We start from the raw sequence: 15,243 nt of genomic DNA on the forward strand, positions 1-15,243 counted from the left end.
GGGCCACAACCACATCCCGTTCCCCTGTTGCGCCAGGTCCCGTCAGCCGTGCGCCGCGCTCACGGCGGTGATCACCAGGCCCTGGCGCACGGCCCAGCGGCCCTCGAACGAGCGGATCCGGCGGCCCGCGAGCACAGGGCCCGGAACGAGCAGTACGGCCCGGAAATCGCCCGTGGCCCCGTCGCCGGGGAAGAATTCGATCTCCGCCTCGCTGAAGTCCAGCCACTTCCTGGCCGCCGGAAACCATGCCTTGTAGACGGACTCCTTGGCGCTGAACAGCAGCCGGTCCCAGCACACGGTGGGGTCGTCCGAGGCCAGCCGCCGCAGCCGCTCCCGCTCGACCGGCAGCGCGACCGTTTCCTCGACACCCGCCGGCAGCGGCAGATGCGGCTCCGCGTCGATGCCGAGCACCTCGAGTTCTCCGGCGCGCGCCAGCGCCGCGGCACAGTAACCGTCACAGTGCGTCATGCTGCCGATCACTCCGGCGGGCCAGAGCGGAGCTCCGCGCTCACCCGGCAGGACGGCCTGCGGCGGGACGCCGAGCTTCTCCATCGCCCGCCGGGCGCAGCTCCGTACGACGGTGAACTCCCGGCGCCGCTTCTCCACCGCTTTCTCGACGAATGCCTGCTCCTCGGGGAACAGCACGGCGTCCCAGGGCACGTCGTTCCCGGAGACCTCCACGGTCACGACCGAGCCCGGCAGTATTCCGTCCAACACGTGCGTCCGCCCCCCATCGGCTGAAACTCCGGGCAGCTTATCGTCCACCGCTCACCGCTCGCCGCCCTCCCGCACCCGGCAGCGTCTGGGTGATCCGCCACAGGCGGCGCGGCAGGTCGCCCTCCTCGAAGGCGTGCACCTCACGGAGCTCCCACCCCTCGGCCAGCGCGTCGACCAGCCCCCGGTCGAAGAAGTGCACCGCGAAGCCGCCCTGCTCGAAGATGTCGTCGCCGTGGACGGTGCCCGCCCCGTAGTGGGCGTCGCCGGTGTGGCGGACGGTGTAGACGAAGGTGCCGCCGGGCCGCAGTACCCGCCGTACCTCGCCCACCAGCTCACGGACCTCCGCTGTCGACAGCGCCATGCACATCAGCATGTGGGCGAAGACGGCGTCCACCGAGCGGTCCGGCAGCGGCAGCGGGTTGCGTACATCGTGGACCATGACGCTCACCGAAGAGCCGAAGCCCCACCTCTCGGCCTGCTCCGCGAGTTGGCCGAGTCCGGCTTGGCTGAAGTCCGTGGCCCGGACGGTGAAGCCGCAGCCGGCGAAGTACAGGGCGTCGCGCCCGTGCCCCGCCCCGAGTTCCAGTACGTCCTTCGCGCCCGCCACGCAGAACACCGCGGCGGCATGGACAGCGGCGGCGGAAGGGGCCTCGCCGTACATCAGCGGACGGTCGGCGTACGTGCGCTGCCAGTGCTCGCGCTGCCCGTCGGCCGGCTCCCGGCCCTGCTCCGGCATCGTTGCTCCTTCTGGTCCACCGGCGCCCCGCACCGGGGCCGGGCTCAGCGTAGGACCCCGGCACCGGCGCCACCCGGCTCAGCGCGCCAGGACCGGCCCGTGAACCTGCGGCGTCACTCCGAACGGCCGACGACCAGCCACTTCGACGGCAGTTCGATGCGTGTCCCGTCCCTCCCGTACTCCGTCGTCATCAGCGGCAGCTCGCCGCTCGCCAGCACCGCGAGACCCGCCGCCCGGAAGTGCCCGGCCGCCTCGGCGTCCCGCATCCCGAGCGGCGCGATGCCGTGCGCGAACACCGGCCGCATCTTGGGCGGCGGCCCGTCCGGTCCCTGCACCAGCCCCATCAGCACCTCCCGCGCCGCCTCCGACGGCTCCACCACGAACGCCCTTCCCCGCTCCCCCACCAGCCGGGCGACGGCCTCGGCCACCGGTTGCCGGTCGGCCGGCTCGCACTGGTGCAGTACGCCGCGCATATAGACCTGCGCGTCGCCGAGTTCGGCGTGCAGCCGCCGGACGGCCGGCTCGTCCGACGCGTCGAGCTGCTGGAACCGGATCCGGCCGGCCGGATCGTGGTGCTCGGCGTGCTCGATCGCGGCCGCCGCCAGGTCGACGCCCGCCACCCGGGGAAAGCGGTCGGCGAGGAAGAGGGTCTGGGTGCCGTTTCCGCAGCCGAGGTCGACCACGGGCAGCGCGGGCTCTGTCATGTACGGCTCCAAGAGGGAGAGGTGGAGCCCCACGGTGAGGGCGGGCTCCGCGTCCCAGAAGACCGCGCCCGGCTCGTGCGGAGCCTCCCGCCAGAAACCTTCCCAGGCGTCCTTGTACCGGCTCGTCACGCTCATGTTCCAGCTCCCCACTGCCACACGTCGGTCTACCCCAGCGCCAGTTCGAACCACACCGTCTTGCCCTCCCCGGTACGGCTCGCGCCCCACTCCCGCGCCACACTGTTGACCACGGCGAGACCGCGCCCCGCCTCGTCGTCCGGTCCCGCACTCGTCAGCGCCGGCAGCGCGTGCCCGTCGTCGTCCGTGACCTCGCAGAGCAGCCCGTCGCCCCGTACGAGCCGCAGGGCGCCGCGGCGGCTGTCCGTGGGCCGCTCCCCGTGCCGCACCGCGTTGGTGACGACCTCGCTGACCAGCAACTCCGTGCTCTCCGCGGCCTCTTCGAGCCCCCATGCCGCCAGCTGTCCCCGCACCAGCCGCCGCGCCCGGCCCACCTCGCGCGGCTCCAGCGTCAGCTCCCACTGGGCCACGTCCCGCTCCGCGATACCGTTGAGCCGGGCCATCAGCAGCGCCACGTCGTCCTTGCGCCCGCCCCGGCCCTCTCTCCAGGACGACGCCGCCAGGGCCCGGATGACCGTGTCGCAGGCATCGTCCATCGAGGCCGCCGGATGCGCCGCCGACTCGCACAGCGTCGCCAGTCCTACGCCGATGTCCTCGCCCCGTACCTCCACCAGACCGTCCGTGCACATCACCAGCCGGTCGCCCGGCTCAACAGGCACCCGCACGCACTCGAAGGCCACGCCGCCCACCCCGATCGGGGCCCCCGTCGGAAGGTCCAGCAGCTCGCCGCGCCCGTCGGCGGCCCGCACCAGGACGGGCGGGATGTGGCCGGCGTTCGCGAGGAGCAGTTCGCCGCGGACCGGGTCGTAGACGACGTACAGACAGGTCGCCAGATAGTGCGGACCGAGCCGTTGCGCCAGGTCGTCGAGGTTGCGCAGGAGCTGTTCGGGCGGCAGGTCGAGGGCGGCCATGGTCTGGACGGCCGTACGCAACTGACCCATCATCGCCGCCGAGTTGAGCCCGTGGCCCATGACGTCGCCCACCACCAGCGCGGTGCGCGAACCCGGCAGCTTGACCGAGTCGAACCAGTCGCCGCCGACCCGCCCGAGCAGCGTGCCCGGCAGATAGCGGGTCGCCGTGTCACAGCCCGCCGTCCGCGGCGCGACGCGCGGCAGCATGCTGGTCTGGAGGGAGTCGGCGACGCTCTCCTGGTAGGTGTACATGCGGGCGTTGTCGAGCACGAGCCCCGCCCGCGCGGCCAGTTCGGCGCCGGTGACGCGGTCCATGTCGTTGAAGAGGGCCCGTCCCGGGTGGCGCAGCAGGATCATGAAGCCCAGCACCACATCGCGTGCCTTGAGCGGCAGGACGAGCATGGAGCGTCCGTTGATCAGCGGCCTGATGTCGCGTTTCTCGAACCGCGCGGCGATGGCGGTGCCCATCTCCTCGCTGATCCTCGGTACGAGCACCGGATCTCCGGTCGTCATGCACTGGAAGAACGGTGTGTGCACGGGAAAGGCCATGGATTCACCGACCGGCACCACATCGTCCCAGCGCCCCGGCGCGTCGACATGTTCGACGGCGACCCTGTGCCACAGCGTGCTGGCGTCCGGCGGCCCGTCGGGGAAGCCCTCGCCCGCGATGACCTGCTCGCGCAGGTAGGTGCCCGCGACATCGGTGAAGCGCGGCACCACGGCCGCGCCGACTTCCTCGATCGTACGGGCGAGGTCGAGCGAGGAACCGATGCGCCCGCTCACCTCGTTGAGTAATTCGAGGTGCTCGCGCACGGCGGCGTACTCAAGGTCGAGATCCTGCTCGGTGGGTACGCCGAGGGGCTCCGCGGCGTCCCCTGCCGCCCGTGGCCGCCGCTCTGCCCCGCGCCGCTCCCGCCTCGGCACACCCCAGTCGGGTGTGACGGGCACCCGATCGTGGTGGCTGAACTCCATGACCGGACAGCCCAGTTCGAGGACCTGCGACACGATGCGGCCGGACTCGCCGACGCTCATGCCCGGCAGGATCTCGGGTAGCCACCGGGCGAGCTCGTCGGATCCCGGGAACTCGGTGTGCAGGGCGAACCCCGGGGCGATCCGCTCGGTGCCACGCCCCTCGGCCGGGTGCTCGCTCTCCAGCCGGCCGGCGTCCGCCGCGAGTACGAGCAGCCGCTCGGGCCCGGGACCGACCAGCGGATACGCCCACCACAGCACGTCGAGCCGGTCGCGCCCCGGCTCGAAGAGCGTGGCCCGGCCTGCGGCGGGATAGGAGGTGAGGCCGCTCAGGGTGTCGTCGAGTCCGGGGCCGAGCCCTTCCCAGGACTCGTACGCCGCGTACGCCCTGTCGTCGGCGAGGGCTCCGGAGACCGGCATGAGGTCGGTGGCGAGCCGTCCGACCGCCTCTTCCCTGGGCGGACCGAACAAGCGCCGCGCCCCGGTGGACCAGTGCGACACGAGCCCGTCGCCGTCCACCACGACCACGGCAAGCGGAATCCGGCCGGTGGCCGCACGCTCGCGCGGCGCCGTGGGCCCCGTGCCACTGTCCATGGGTGGGAGGCTCCCTTCCCGCCGAAAGATTCTGTGGCTTCGCCCACCAAGGTACGGCTCGCGGGCCGCCCCGCGCGGGGCAACGACGCAATAGGTCGTGCGCCCGCGCACAAGGGGCGTTCGCATGCGGTGAAAGGTCAGTCCTCGTGGCCGAGCTGGAGATCGCGTTCGGTACGCCCGCCGCCCGCGACCTGGAGCACGGTGGCGACCGGCGGGTAGCCCGCGGCGATCACCGTGTACTCGCCGGACGACAGATCGACGAAGCGGAATGTGCCGTCGAGTCCTGTGGTGAGCGTGTCGACCACATTGCCCCCGGCGTCGAGCAGCGTCACCCGGGCGTCCTCGACGGGCCGGCCACCGCTCGCCCGTACGGTGCCGCGCAGCACCGCGCCGCCCGCCAGCTCGATGTCCTGCCGGGTCTCCCGCGAGGCCTGCACGCTGACCGGAAGTGCGGCGGGCCGGAACGCGGGCGCGCTGCCGGCCAGGGTGTACTCCCCCGCCACCAGCTCCGTGATCACATAGCCGCCCTCGCGCCCGCTGCGCGTCGAGGCGACGACCTCGCCGCGTACGTCGGTGAGTGTCACGGCGGCGTCCCGCACCGGTGTCCCGTCCGCGGTGTGCACGGTCCCGGCGAGGCGCCCCGCGCCACCGAGCACCACATCGAGCTCGACGGGGCGTTCGCCGACGGTGACGGTGACGGCCTGCGGCTGGTGCCCGCCGGCCGCCGCGATCATCACGTACGACCCGGATCCGGCCACGCTCAGCGCGTACCGCCCGTCGTCGCCGCTCGCACCGCGCCCGACCTGCCGCCCGGACACGTCGATGAGGGTGAGGGCGGCGCGCGGCACGACGCTGCCGTCGTGGTGCTGGACGGTGCCGCAGACGGGGACGCCCGACAGGTACGGGGCGGTGGGTGCGGTGCGGGCCGCGGGGATCGCGGAGGTCTCGGCTGCGGGGGCGTTGTGGGACACCAGCGGTTTCTCCTTGAGGAAGCAGGCGATGAGCAGGCCGAGTACGAGCACCGGCACGAGGTAGAGGAAGATCCGCGGCATGGCCTCCGCGTACGCCTCGATGTAGGCGTCGCGCAGCGCGGGCTCCATGGCATGCACGAGCTGCGGGGTGATGGACGCCGGATCGGGGAGGTCCGCGCCGGCGGGCAGCCGCTCGGCGAGCGCGTCCGCGAGCCGGTTCGCGAAGAGGGTGCCGAAGACGGCGGCGCCGACGCTGCCGCCGATCTGGCGGAAGTAGGTGTGGGCGCTGGTGGCGGCGCCGAGCTCGGCCGGGGGCACGGAGTTCTGGACGGCGAGGACGAGCACCGGCATGACGAGTCCGATGCCGGTGCCGAGCAATGCCATCCAGATGCTGTAGTGCAGGGGGGAGGTGTCGGCCTCCAGCCGGGACAGCAGCCACATGCCGACCACGGAGCACGCGCTGCCGACGGCCGGATAAATGCGGTAGCGGCCGGTGCGGCTGATGAGGTGCCCCGAGAGGATCGAGGCGATGACCAGCCCGCCCATCATCGGCAGCATCAGCAGCCCGGATTCGGTGGCGCCGGCGCCGCCGGCCATCTGGAGGAACGTCGGCAGGTAGCCGGCGGCCCCGAAGAGCGCGATGCCGACGACCGCGCCGACCAGGCTGGTGATGGTGAAGACCGAGTCGCGGAACAGCCGCAGCGGCATGAGTGGTTCGGGCGTGCAGCTTTCGACGACGATGAACAGCAGAGTCGTTCCGGCAGCGCCGGCGGCGAGGCCGAGAATGACCCGCGAGTCCCAGGCGTGCTCCGTACCACCCCAACTGGTCAGCAGCACAAGGCAGGTGGAGGCGGCGGCGAGCAACAGCGCGCCGAGTACGTCGAGTCGCGGCCGTACGTCGGGCTTCGGGACCTTCAGTACGACGGCGATGACCGCCATGGTGACGAGCCCGAACGGGACGTTGATGTAGAAGCACCAGCGCCAGGACGCGTGGTCGGTGAAGAAGCCGCCGAGCAGCGGCCCGGCCACCGCCGCGAGGCCGAAGGCGGCGCCGATGAGGCCCATGAAGCGGCCGCGGTCCCTGGGCGGCACGATGTCGGCGATGATCGCCTGGACGCCGATCACGATGCCGCCGGCGCCGATGCCCTGGATGGCGCGGAAGGCGATGAGCTGGTCCATGGTGCGGGACCAGCCGGCCAGCGCCGAGCCGACGACGAAGACGACGATCGCGAACTGGAAGATGCCTTTACGGCCGAAGAGGTCGCCCAGTTTCCCGTAGACGGGAAGGCCGATCGTCGCCGTCAGCAGATAGGCGGTGATCGCCCACGACATCCGGTCCAGTCCCTGGAGTTCACCGACGATCTCCGGGAGGGCGGTGGCGACGATCATCTGCGCCGGCGCCGCGAGGAGCAGCGCGAGCATCAGCCCGGAGAACACCAGCCGGACGCGGCCGGGGCTGAGGGGCCGCGCCTCGGCCCTTCCGGCGACGGGGAGTTGGACGTGGGGCGGTGGTGACGCATCGACGCCGTCACCTGCCGCGTCCGTCTTCACCAGAGTGATCCCGCCCACGTACCGCTCCCCTCGTCGCCCTGCGCCGCCCTTTTCTCGCATTACGCGACAACTGGGAGCAAGCGGGGCGATCGAGTCGAGCGGCGCACGCGGGCGGCTTCACCCCCGGTGGGAGCCCTGCGGCGTACCACCGGCACGCCGGAAAGACCACTCGAACCAGTGACGGACGCTACGGACTGCTACGGACTACCGGCGGGCTCCCAGCGGGCCACTGCGGGCTACTTCTCCACCTGGGCGGCGAGGTTGGCGAGCAGGGCGTCGTAGATCCGGGCGAGGCCCTTGGGCGCGAACGTCCTCTCGAAGAAGCCGCCGATGCCGCCGGCGCCGTTCCACACCGTACTGACGACAGCCTTCGACTTGCCTTCACCAGCCGGGGTGACGGTCCAGGTGGTGACCATGGACGAGTTGCGGTCCTTCTCGACCAGCTGCCCGTCGGTCGGCTCGGTCACCTCGAGCAGGCAGTCACGGACGCGCTTACTGGTGGCCTGGAGCTTCCAGTGGACGAGGGTGCCCTCGCCGTCGCCGCCCTCGCGCACCTCGTACTCGGAGAAGTGCTCGGGCAGGAGCTTTTCGCGCGAGCCGCTGTAGTCGGCCAGCGTGTCGAACACCGTCTCCGCATCCGCCGCGATGATCCGCTCCGTGGTGGCCTCGACCTGCGCCATGCCTGTTCCTCCAGCACTTGGGTTTTCAAGGGTGCGGCTTACCCAACCACCTCGGGTACGGCCGCCCAAAATCGGGGTTGCACCAAAGAAGCGAACATGTGTTCTATTCTGTGGTCAGTGCTACCGAGGAGGCGCACATGCGCTGGAACAATCTGGCCGAAAACCCCGCCGCTACCGGGGAGGCCGCGCTCTTCGGAACGGACGCGGTGACCACTCGTACCTTCGACACCCCCGAGTTCCGGGGGATCACCTTCCACGAGGTGCGCGCCCGCTCGATCGTGAACCGGGTGCCGGGCGCCTCACGCATGCCGTTCGAATGGACGGTCAATCCCTATCGGGGCTGCACGCACGCGTGCGTCTACTGTTTCGCGCGCAAGACCCACACCTATCTGGATCTCGACACCGGCCTGGACTTCGACTCGCAGATCATCGTCAAGATCAACGCGCCGGAGCTGCTGCGCGGCCAGCTCGCCTCCAGCCGCTGGCAGGGCGCGCACATCGCGATGGGCACGAACGTCGACTGCTACCAGCGGGCGGAGGGCCGCTACCGCCTCATGCCCGGCATCATCACGGCCCTGCGCGACCGCGCGAACCCCTTCTCGATCCTGACCAAGGGCACGCTGATCCTGCGCGACCTCGACCTGCTGGTGCAGGCCGCGGAGGTCACCGACGTCGGTATCTCGGTGTCCGTCGGCTTCACCGACCAGGAGTTGTGGCGCACGGTCGAGCCGGGTACGCCGTCCCCCGAGCGCCGCCTGGACGTCGTACGCACGCTCACGGAGCACGGCATCGGCTGCGGCGTGCTGATGGCCCCCGTCATCCCCTTCCTCGGGGACTCCCCCGACCAACTGCGCGCCACCGTCCGCGCGATCGCCGCCTCGGGCGCGACGTCGGTCACCCCGCTCGTGCTGCATCTGCGGCCGGGGGCGCGCGAGTGGTTCATGGCGTGGCTCGGGGAGCACCATCCGCACCTGGTCCGCCGGTACGAGCGGCTGTACGCGGAGGGTGCGTACGCCCCGAAGTGGTACCAGCGCCGCATCACCCGCCAGGTACACGACCTGGCCACGGAATTCGGCATAGGCCCGTCGGGACCTCGTACCTCCCGGCGCACTCCGACAACCGTCGAGCCGGAGCCTCCCGGCCCGACGCAGCTCACGCTCCTCTGACGCGGCAGCGAAGTCAGCCGGAGTCAGGCGACGTCAGGTGCGGCGGGCCAGGAGGTAGGCCCGGCGGGTCTCGACCTCGTGGGCGTAGTGGGTGCGTTCCATGTGCATCTCCACGGTGAAGCCGGCCGATTCGAGCAGTCCGGTGATGTGCGCGGGCTCCAGGAAGCGGAAGTCGACGTCCACGTCGTGCCCCCACCACTCGTCCAGGTGCCGGACCTCCTCACCGATGTGGAAGGAGAGGAGGAGAAGTCCCGAGGGGCGCAGTACCCGCCGCGCCTCTTCGAAGGCTCGGCGCAGGTCACCGGGGTCGAGGTGGATGATGGTGTAGAAGGCTACGGCGGAGCCGAACTCGCCGTCCTTGGCGGGAAGTTCCAGCAGGTCACCTTCTCGGAACTCCACCTGTGCGAACCGGCGCCGGCCGGCCTCGACCATGCCCGCGGACAGGTCGATCCCGACCGTACGCGCGCCCTTCCCCGCGAGCCAGGCCGCCACGTGCCCGGGGCCACAGCCGAGGTCGGCGATCGCGGCCCCTGGTTCTGTTTGTTCCAGGAGGGCGGCAAGGAGCGCCCGGTCGAGCGGCTTCCCGGCGAGCTCGTCGTGCAACCGGGCCGCGTACTCCTCGGCCACGGTGTCATAGCTGCGGCGCACAGAGTTGTGATGTACATGATCACTCATACGGGCCAGCATGCCACGGGGGCCATCAAGCCCGGGCGCGCACCGCCGAAACCGGCAGATCCGACAGCAGCAGGGCCGTGCTGTCCGCGGCCAGTTGTTCCGCGTGCGCGGGCAGGCCCTCACCGCCGCGCACATGACGGCGTACCCAGGCGAGGGGCAGGTCGACGAGTGCGACAGGGGTCCGGCGCTGCTCACCTGGCCGCTCGCCTACCGGGCGTTGCCTCACCCCTGGCTAGAGTGCGGCCCCATGAGCGGCGGCGCCAGGGTGGAGATCCGGGACATGACCATCGACGACTGCGAGGCGGTCGCGCGGGTGCGGGTGCGCGGCTGGCGGGCGGCGTACGCCGGGATGATGCCGCAGGCGTACCTCGACGCGATGTGCGTCGAGGAGGACGCCGCCCGGCGGCGCGCGCATCTCGCCGAGGGCGACGGCGCGGGCCGCAACGTCGTCGCCGAGCGCGACGGGCAGGTCATCGGCTGGGGCTGCTACGGGGCGTACCGCGAGGACGGGAGCCCGACCGCCGACGCCGAGCTGTACGCCCTCTACGTCCTGCCGGAGCACCACGGCAACGGCGCCGGCCGCGCCCTCGCCGCCGAGCTCCTCGCCCGCGCCGCCGCCGACGGCCACCCCCGCATGCTCCTGTGGGTCCTCACCGAGAACGCCCGCGCCCGCCGCTTCTACGAGAAGGCCGGCTTCGCGCCCGACGGGGCCGAGGCACACTTCGACGTGCACGGCGTCGCCGTCGCCGAGACGCGTTACGCGAGGCGGCTGAGCGCGGCGGCCGCGGCGGCGACCAGCCGCGGATGATCCAGCGCCGCTTCCAGCACCGGCCGCGCCCGCGCGTCCCGGAGCTGGCCCAGGCCCTCGACGCAGGCGAGCGCCACCCGCCAGTGGGGGTTCGTCGGGGCGAGCAGGCCGCGCAGCGTCGTGATCAGCGCCGGTACGGTCTCGGGCGCCCGGAGCTCGGTGAGCAGCCGGACCGGGTGCAGCGCGTACGCCGTGCGCAGCGAGTTTGTGGCGAGCGCGGCGGCGGCGCGGGCGGTGCGCGGGTCGCGCAGCCGCGCCAGCGCGTACGCCGCGGTGACGCACCGCTGCGGATCGCGGTGGTTCAGCAGCAGCACCAGCGTCTCGAAGGCCCGCCGGTCGCCCGCGCAGCCCAGCCGGAAGGCGGCCATCTCCCGTGCCCACAGGGGCCGTTCGGTCTCGGTGAGGACCCTGGCCAGTTCGTCGAGGTCCTCGGTGGCGAGCAGCCGCTCGTACGCCACCGGATCCTCCGCCTCTCGCCGCACCCGGCCGGCGAGTGACCGCAGTTCCTCATCCATGCAGCAAGGGTATGCACCGCACAGGCGTCCTAGATCACATCCCGCCAGGGCTGGCGCGCTCGTTACTCGCCGGTTAATCTCAAGTGAGCGGGCCACCCCCCGCTGAATGATCACCTCATGGCGGCCTGGTGACGCAGCCGCCCCGAGTGCTTTGTCGGTTCGGTGTTTTCTTCCGCGACGTGACTCCGGGACAGAGTCCGTCGGCCCCGCCCCCGCAGCTCGACCTGCCCTGTGCATTTCGTACCCAGGTACGCATTCCGCACGCGACTTCTTCGCGCCGTGCGCCCCTCAGTCGTCACCTCATTCTCTGGAGTCCCGTGATGGACACCCCTCTCAGTACCGTCGCCGTGGTCGGTCTCGGCACCATGGGCACCGGCATCGCCGAGGTCCTGGCCCGCGCCGGCCGTGAAGTCATCGGCATCGACATCAGCGAGGAGGCCGCCAGGCTGGCCGTCGCCTCGCTCGAAGCCTCCACCGCCCGAGCAGTGGAGCGGGAGCGGATCACCGCCGAGGAGCGGCGCGACATCCTCGCCCGTTTCCGTACGTTCTCCGACCTCCAGGCGGCAGCGGACGCCGACCTCGTGATCGAGGTCGTGCACGAGTCGTACGAGGCCAAGCAGCAGGTCTTCCGCGCCCTCGACACCATCGTGCGCCCCACCACGGTCCTGGCGACCGGCACGAACGCGCTGTCCGTGACCCGCCTCGCCGCCGACTCCGCGCACCCGGAGCGCGTCCTCGGCATGCACTTCTTCAACCCGGCGCCCGCGATGAAGCTGGTCGAGATCGTCTCCTCGGTGCTCACCGCGCCGCAGGCCGTCGAGGCCGTCACCACGCTCGCCCGAGACCTCGGCAAGGAGCCGGTCGCGGTCGGCGACCGGCCCGGTTTCGTCGCCGACGGCCTGCTCTTCGGCTACCTCAACCAGGCCGCCGCGATGTACGAGGCCAAGTACGCCTCCCGCGAGGACATCGACTCCGCGATGCGGCTGGGCTGCGGCCTGCCGATGGGCCCCCTCGCCCTGCTCGACCTGATCGGCATCGACACGGCCCGTACCGTCCTCGAAGCGATGTACGCCGAGTCCCACGACCGGCTGCACGCCCCCGCCCCCATCCTGAAGCAGCTCAGCGAGGCCGGGCTGAGCGGCCGCAAGTCGGGCCGCGGCTTCTACACGTACGAGGCACCCGGCAGCCACACCGTGCTGCACGACGCGCTCACCCCGCTGGAGAGCGCGGGCGTGACCTCCGGGCTGCCGGTGCGGTCCGTGGGCGTCGCCGGATCCGGGACCATGGCGTCCGGCATCGCGGAGGTCTTCGCGAAGGCCGGTTACGACGTGGTGCTCGCGGCCCGGAGCCAGGAGAAGGCGGACAAGGCGAAGGCCCGTATCGCCAAGTCCCTTTCCCGCTCTGTCGACAAGGGCCGGATGACGGCCGAGGCGCGCGACGAGACGCTGGCAAAGGTCACCCCGGCCGGCTCGCTCGACGCGTTCGCCGACGTCGACCTGGCGGTCGAGGCGGTCGCGGAGGACCTGGAGGTCAAGCAGCAGCTCTTCGCGACGCTCGACAAAGTCTGCAAGCCGGGTGCGGTGCTCGCCACGACCACCTCCTCGCTGCCCGTCGTCGCCTGCGCCCGCGCCACCTCGCGCCCCGAGGACGTCATCGGCATGCACTTCTTCAACCCGGCGCCCGCGATGAAGCTGGTCGAGGTCGTGCGTACCGTCCTCACCTCGGACGCCGTCCACGCCACCGTCCGCGAGGTGTGCGTGAAGATCCGCAAGCACCCCGTGGACTGCGGCGACCGCGCCGGATTCATCGTGAACGCGCTGCTCTTCCCGTACCTGAACAACGCGGTCAAGATGGTCGAGCAGCACTACGCGTCGCTGGACGACATCGACGCCGCGATGAAGCTGGGCGGCGGCTACCCGATGGGGCCCTTCCAGCTCCTCGACGTCGTCGGCCTCGATGTCTCCCTCGCCATCCAGAAGGTTCTGCACAGCGAGTTCCGCGACCCGGGCCTGGCGCCCGCCCCGCTGCTCGAACACCTGGTGGCCGCGGGGTGCCTCGGCCGCAAGACGGGACGCGGCTTCCGGGAGTATGCCGGGCGCTGAGCAGGAGGGTGTGACCGGATGGGGCGGGCTGCTGGAGCCGGACGGCAGCCCGCACCCACAGGCGCGCTCTCCTGCGCGGATGCAGTACGTTCGGGGCATGTCCCAGCCCGCTGACTCCCCACGACGACCGTCCCGTACGAGCTCCGCCTCCGAGGCCCCTGAGAGTGCCGCGGGCAGCCGCGCGGCTGCTCAGCGGCTCAAGATGCGCCGTGAACTGTCGGCCGCGGCGATGGAGCTGTTCGCGACGAAGGGGTACGAGGCGACGACGGTCGACGAGATCGCCGCCGCGGGCGGGGTCGCGCGGCGGACCTTCTTCCGGCACTTCCGTTCGAAGGAAGAGGCGATCTTCCCGGACCACGACGACACGCTCGTGCGCGCGGAAGCGGTGCTCAACGCCGCGTCCCCGCACGAGCACCCGCTGGACACCGTCTGCCGGGGCATCAAGGAAGTCATGCGGATGTACGCGGCGTCCCCCGCGGTCTCCGTCGCCCGCTACAAGCTCACCCGCGAGGTCCCGACCCTCCGCGAGGCGGAGATCGCCTCGGTGGCCCGCTACGAGCGGCTGTTCACGCGCTATCTGCTGGGCCACTTCGACGAGCACGACCACCACGACGACAACGACGATCCGCTGCTGGCGGAGGTGGCCGCGTCGGCCGTCGTGACGGCGCACAACCATGTACTGCGGCGCTGGCTGCGGGCGGGCGGCCAGGGCGACGTGGAGGCGCAGCTGGACCACGCGTTCGCGATCGTCCGCGACACGTTCGGCACAGGGATCGGCGCGGGCCGCTCGAAGCCGGCGACGTCCACTTCGAGCGCGGCCTCTGCCTCGGTGAGTGGCGATGTGCTGGTGACCGTGGCCCGGACGGACGCGCCCCTGGACGAGGTCATGCGCACGATCGAGCGAGCACTTAAGCAGGCCTGACCAGGCGACGTTTTCCGCCGGTCCCAGACGCCGCCCGCCCCCGGATTTCCGGGAGGCGGGCGGCGTCTTCGCATGCTCTGATGAATCAAATCGATCGATCATCGCTCACGTGTGACGGCAAGGTGACAACTGAGAGAAATTGTTGGCACTCAGTGTCTTGTCACGTGGCACGGGGTGTCATACGTTGATGTTGTCCGGGCGGCCGGCGTGCAGAGATCTCTCGTACGCCGGCTGTCCCCGCAAGCCACGTGCTTGTGCGCCCGGGCGCCTGCGTCACAGGCAACCTCCCGCGCTACCCGCGCTGCCGAACACCCCGCAACACCGCCGAACCGACGGCACACCTCCACAGCAGCACCCCGACGTTCCCCTCAAAGCGTTCCCTCAAAAACGCGCTTCGCCGGAGGCACCCCGTGAAGGAAATCCTGGACGCGATCCAGTCGCAGGACAGCAGCGCCGCAGACATCGCCGCCCTGCCCATCCCCGAGTCGTACCGCGCGGTGACCGTGCACAAGGACGAGGCCGAGATGTTCGCCGGCGTCGCCAGCCGCGACAAGGACCCCCGCAAGTCCCTCCACGTCGAGGACGTGCCGGTGCCGGAGCTCGGCCCGGGTGAGGCCCTGGTGGCGGTCATGGCCAGCTCGGTGAACTACAACTCCGTCTGGACCTCGATCTTCGAGCCGGTCTCGACGTTCGGCTTCCTGGAGCGGTACGGCAAGCTCAGCGACCTGAGCAAGCGGCACGACCTCCCGTACCACGTCATCGGCTCCGACCTCGCGGGCGTCGTCCTGCGCACCGGCCCCGGCGTGAACGCCTGGAAGCCCGGCGACGAGGTCGTCGCGCACTGCCTGTCCGTCGAGCTGGAGTCGTCCGACGGCCACAACGACACGATGCTCGACCCCGAGCAGCGCATCTGGGGCTTCGAGACCAACTTCGGCGGTCTGGCAGAGATCGCCCTTGTCAAGTCCAACCAGCTGATGCCGAAGCCCGACCACCTCAGCTGGGAGGAGGCGGCGGCCCCCGGCCTGGTCAACTCGACGGCGTACCGCCAGCTCGTCTCGCGCAACGGCGCCGGCATGAAGCAGGGCGA

General features: G+C 71.3%; 14 protein-coding genes. 5 read left to right on the forward strand and 9 right to left on the reverse strand.

Annotated features, from left to right (window positions below; genetic code table 11):
* Window positions 1-42 precede the first annotated feature (42 nt).
* The 6 genes from ABZX79_RS20985 to ABZX79_RS21010 all read right to left on the reverse strand — a co-directional run bounded on the left by ABZX79_RS20985 (window position 43) and on the right by ABZX79_RS21010 (window position 7,968).
* The gene (locus tag ABZX79_RS20985) at window positions 43-717 is read right to left on the reverse strand and encodes a 4'-phosphopantetheinyl transferase superfamily protein (protein ID WP_355259586.1); all 675 of its coding nucleotides are present in this window, start codon (window positions 715-717) and stop codon (window positions 43-45) included.
* A 37-nt stretch (window positions 718-754) separates the two neighbouring features.
* Window positions 755-1,453: a class I SAM-dependent methyltransferase gene (locus tag ABZX79_RS20990; protein ID WP_355259589.1), complete on the reverse strand. Its 699-nt coding sequence runs from the start codon at window positions 1,451-1,453 to the stop codon at window positions 755-757.
* A 113-nt stretch (window positions 1,454-1,566) separates the two neighbouring features.
* The gene (locus ABZX79_RS20995) at window positions 1,567-2,292 is read right to left on the reverse strand and encodes a class I SAM-dependent methyltransferase (protein WP_355259592.1); all 726 of its coding nucleotides are present in this window, start codon (window positions 2,290-2,292) and stop codon (window positions 1,567-1,569) included.
* A 29-nt stretch (window positions 2,293-2,321) separates the two neighbouring features.
* Window positions 2,322-4,766, reverse strand: a complete 2,445-nt coding sequence (locus ABZX79_RS21000; protein ID WP_355259595.1) for a SpoIIE family protein phosphatase — start codon at window positions 4,764-4,766, stop codon at window positions 2,322-2,324.
* A gap of 137 nt (window positions 4,767-4,903) precedes the next feature.
* Window positions 4,904-7,306 (reverse strand): MFS transporter, encoded by a 2,403-nt coding sequence (locus ABZX79_RS21005; RefSeq protein ID WP_355259598.1) that lies wholly within the window; start codon window positions 7,304-7,306, stop codon window positions 4,904-4,906.
* Between the two features lie 218 nt (window positions 7,307-7,524).
* Window positions 7,525-7,968 carry an SRPBCC family protein gene (locus tag ABZX79_RS21010; RefSeq protein WP_355259601.1) on the reverse strand — a complete coding sequence of 148 codons (444 nt, stop codon included), beginning with the start codon at window positions 7,966-7,968 and terminating at the stop codon, window positions 7,525-7,527.
* A 137-nt stretch (window positions 7,969-8,105) separates the two neighbouring features.
* Here ABZX79_RS21010 and ABZX79_RS21015 point away from each other — a divergent pair, with 137 nt between their 5' ends.
* On the forward strand, window positions 8,106-9,134 hold the full coding sequence (locus tag ABZX79_RS21015) for an Rv2578c family radical SAM protein (RefSeq protein ID WP_355259604.1): 1,029 nt from the start codon (window positions 8,106-8,108) through the stop codon (window positions 9,132-9,134).
* 33 nt (window positions 9,135-9,167) lie between these two features.
* Here ABZX79_RS21015 and ABZX79_RS21020 read toward each other — a convergent pair whose 3' ends face one another.
* Complete coding sequence (locus ABZX79_RS21020) at window positions 9,168-9,809, reverse strand: class I SAM-dependent methyltransferase (protein WP_355259607.1); 642 nt, start codon at window positions 9,807-9,809, stop codon at window positions 9,168-9,170.
* A gap of 25 nt (window positions 9,810-9,834) precedes the next feature.
* Complete coding sequence (locus ABZX79_RS21025; RefSeq protein WP_355259610.1) at window positions 9,835-10,035, reverse strand: hypothetical protein; 201 nt, start codon at window positions 10,033-10,035, stop codon at window positions 9,835-9,837.
* A 21-nt stretch (window positions 10,036-10,056) separates the two neighbouring features.
* Between ABZX79_RS21025 and ABZX79_RS21030 the strand changes: the two genes are divergently transcribed.
* On the forward strand, window positions 10,057-10,617 hold the full coding sequence (locus ABZX79_RS21030) for a GNAT family N-acetyltransferase (protein ID WP_355259613.1): 561 nt from the start codon (window positions 10,057-10,059) through the stop codon (window positions 10,615-10,617).
* Here the strand turns inward: ABZX79_RS21030 and ABZX79_RS21035 are convergent.
* Complete coding sequence (locus ABZX79_RS21035; RefSeq protein ID WP_355259616.1) at window positions 10,566-11,132, reverse strand: adenylosuccinate lyase; 567 nt, start codon at window positions 11,130-11,132, stop codon at window positions 10,566-10,568. The two genes, ABZX79_RS21030 and ABZX79_RS21035, sit on opposite strands and share 52 nt — an antisense overlap.
* A 320-nt stretch (window positions 11,133-11,452) precedes the next feature.
* Here ABZX79_RS21035 and ABZX79_RS21040 point away from each other — a divergent pair, with 320 nt between their 5' ends.
* The 3 genes from ABZX79_RS21040 to ABZX79_RS21050 form a co-directional block, all read left to right on the forward strand.
* Window positions 11,453-13,234 carry a 3-hydroxybutyryl-CoA dehydrogenase gene (locus tag ABZX79_RS21040; protein WP_355259618.1) on the forward strand — a complete coding sequence of 594 codons (1,782 nt, stop codon included), beginning with the start codon at window positions 11,453-11,455 and terminating at the stop codon, window positions 13,232-13,234.
* 79 nt (window positions 13,235-13,313) lie between these two features.
* On the forward strand, window positions 13,314-14,156 hold the full coding sequence (locus ABZX79_RS21045) for a TetR family transcriptional regulator (protein WP_355259638.1): 843 nt from the start codon (window positions 13,314-13,316) through the stop codon (window positions 14,154-14,156).
* Window positions 14,157-14,566: 410 nt separating this feature from the next.
* The coding region (locus ABZX79_RS21050) for an alcohol dehydrogenase catalytic domain-containing protein (protein WP_355259620.1) at window positions 14,567-15,243 on the forward strand (677 nt) is incomplete at its 3' end.

Origin of the sequence: Streptomyces sp. NPDC002994 (assembly GCF_040611155.1) — a bacterium.
Taxonomy (GTDB): Bacteria; Actinomycetota; Actinomycetes; order Streptomycetales; family Streptomycetaceae; genus Streptomyces.

Excerpts from the sequence above, each read along its gene's own strand:
- ABZX79_RS20990 (WP_355259589.1), bottom strand. The coding sequence starts at position 1,453 with ATGCCGGAGCAGGGCCGGGAGCCGGCCGACGGGCAGCGCGAGCACTGG.
- ABZX79_RS20995 (WP_355259592.1), bottom strand. The coding sequence starts at position 2,292 with ATGAGCGTGACGAGCCGGTACAAGGACGCCTGGGAAGGTTTCTGGCGG.
- ABZX79_RS21000 (WP_355259595.1), bottom strand. The coding sequence starts at position 4,766 with ATGGACAGTGGCACGGGGCCCACGGCGCCGCGCGAGCGTGCGGCCACC.
- ABZX79_RS21010 (WP_355259601.1), bottom strand. The coding sequence starts at position 7,968 with ATGGCGCAGGTCGAGGCCACCACGGAGCGGATCATCGCGGCGGATGCG.
- ABZX79_RS21015 (WP_355259604.1), top strand. The coding sequence starts at position 8,106 with ATGCGCTGGAACAATCTGGCCGAAAACCCCGCCGCTACCGGGGAGGCC.
- ABZX79_RS21020 (WP_355259607.1), bottom strand. The coding sequence starts at position 9,809 with ATGAGTGATCATGTACATCACAACTCTGTGCGCCGCAGCTATGACACC.
- ABZX79_RS21030 (WP_355259613.1), top strand. The coding sequence starts at position 10,057 with ATGAGCGGCGGCGCCAGGGTGGAGATCCGGGACATGACCATCGACGAC.
- ABZX79_RS21035 (WP_355259616.1), bottom strand. The coding sequence starts at position 11,132 with ATGGATGAGGAACTGCGGTCACTCGCCGGCCGGGTGCGGCGAGAGGCG.
- ABZX79_RS21040 (WP_355259618.1), top strand. The coding sequence starts at position 11,453 with ATGGACACCCCTCTCAGTACCGTCGCCGTGGTCGGTCTCGGCACCATG.
- ABZX79_RS21045 (WP_355259638.1), top strand. The coding sequence starts at position 13,314 with ATGCAGTACGTTCGGGGCATGTCCCAGCCCGCTGACTCCCCACGACGA.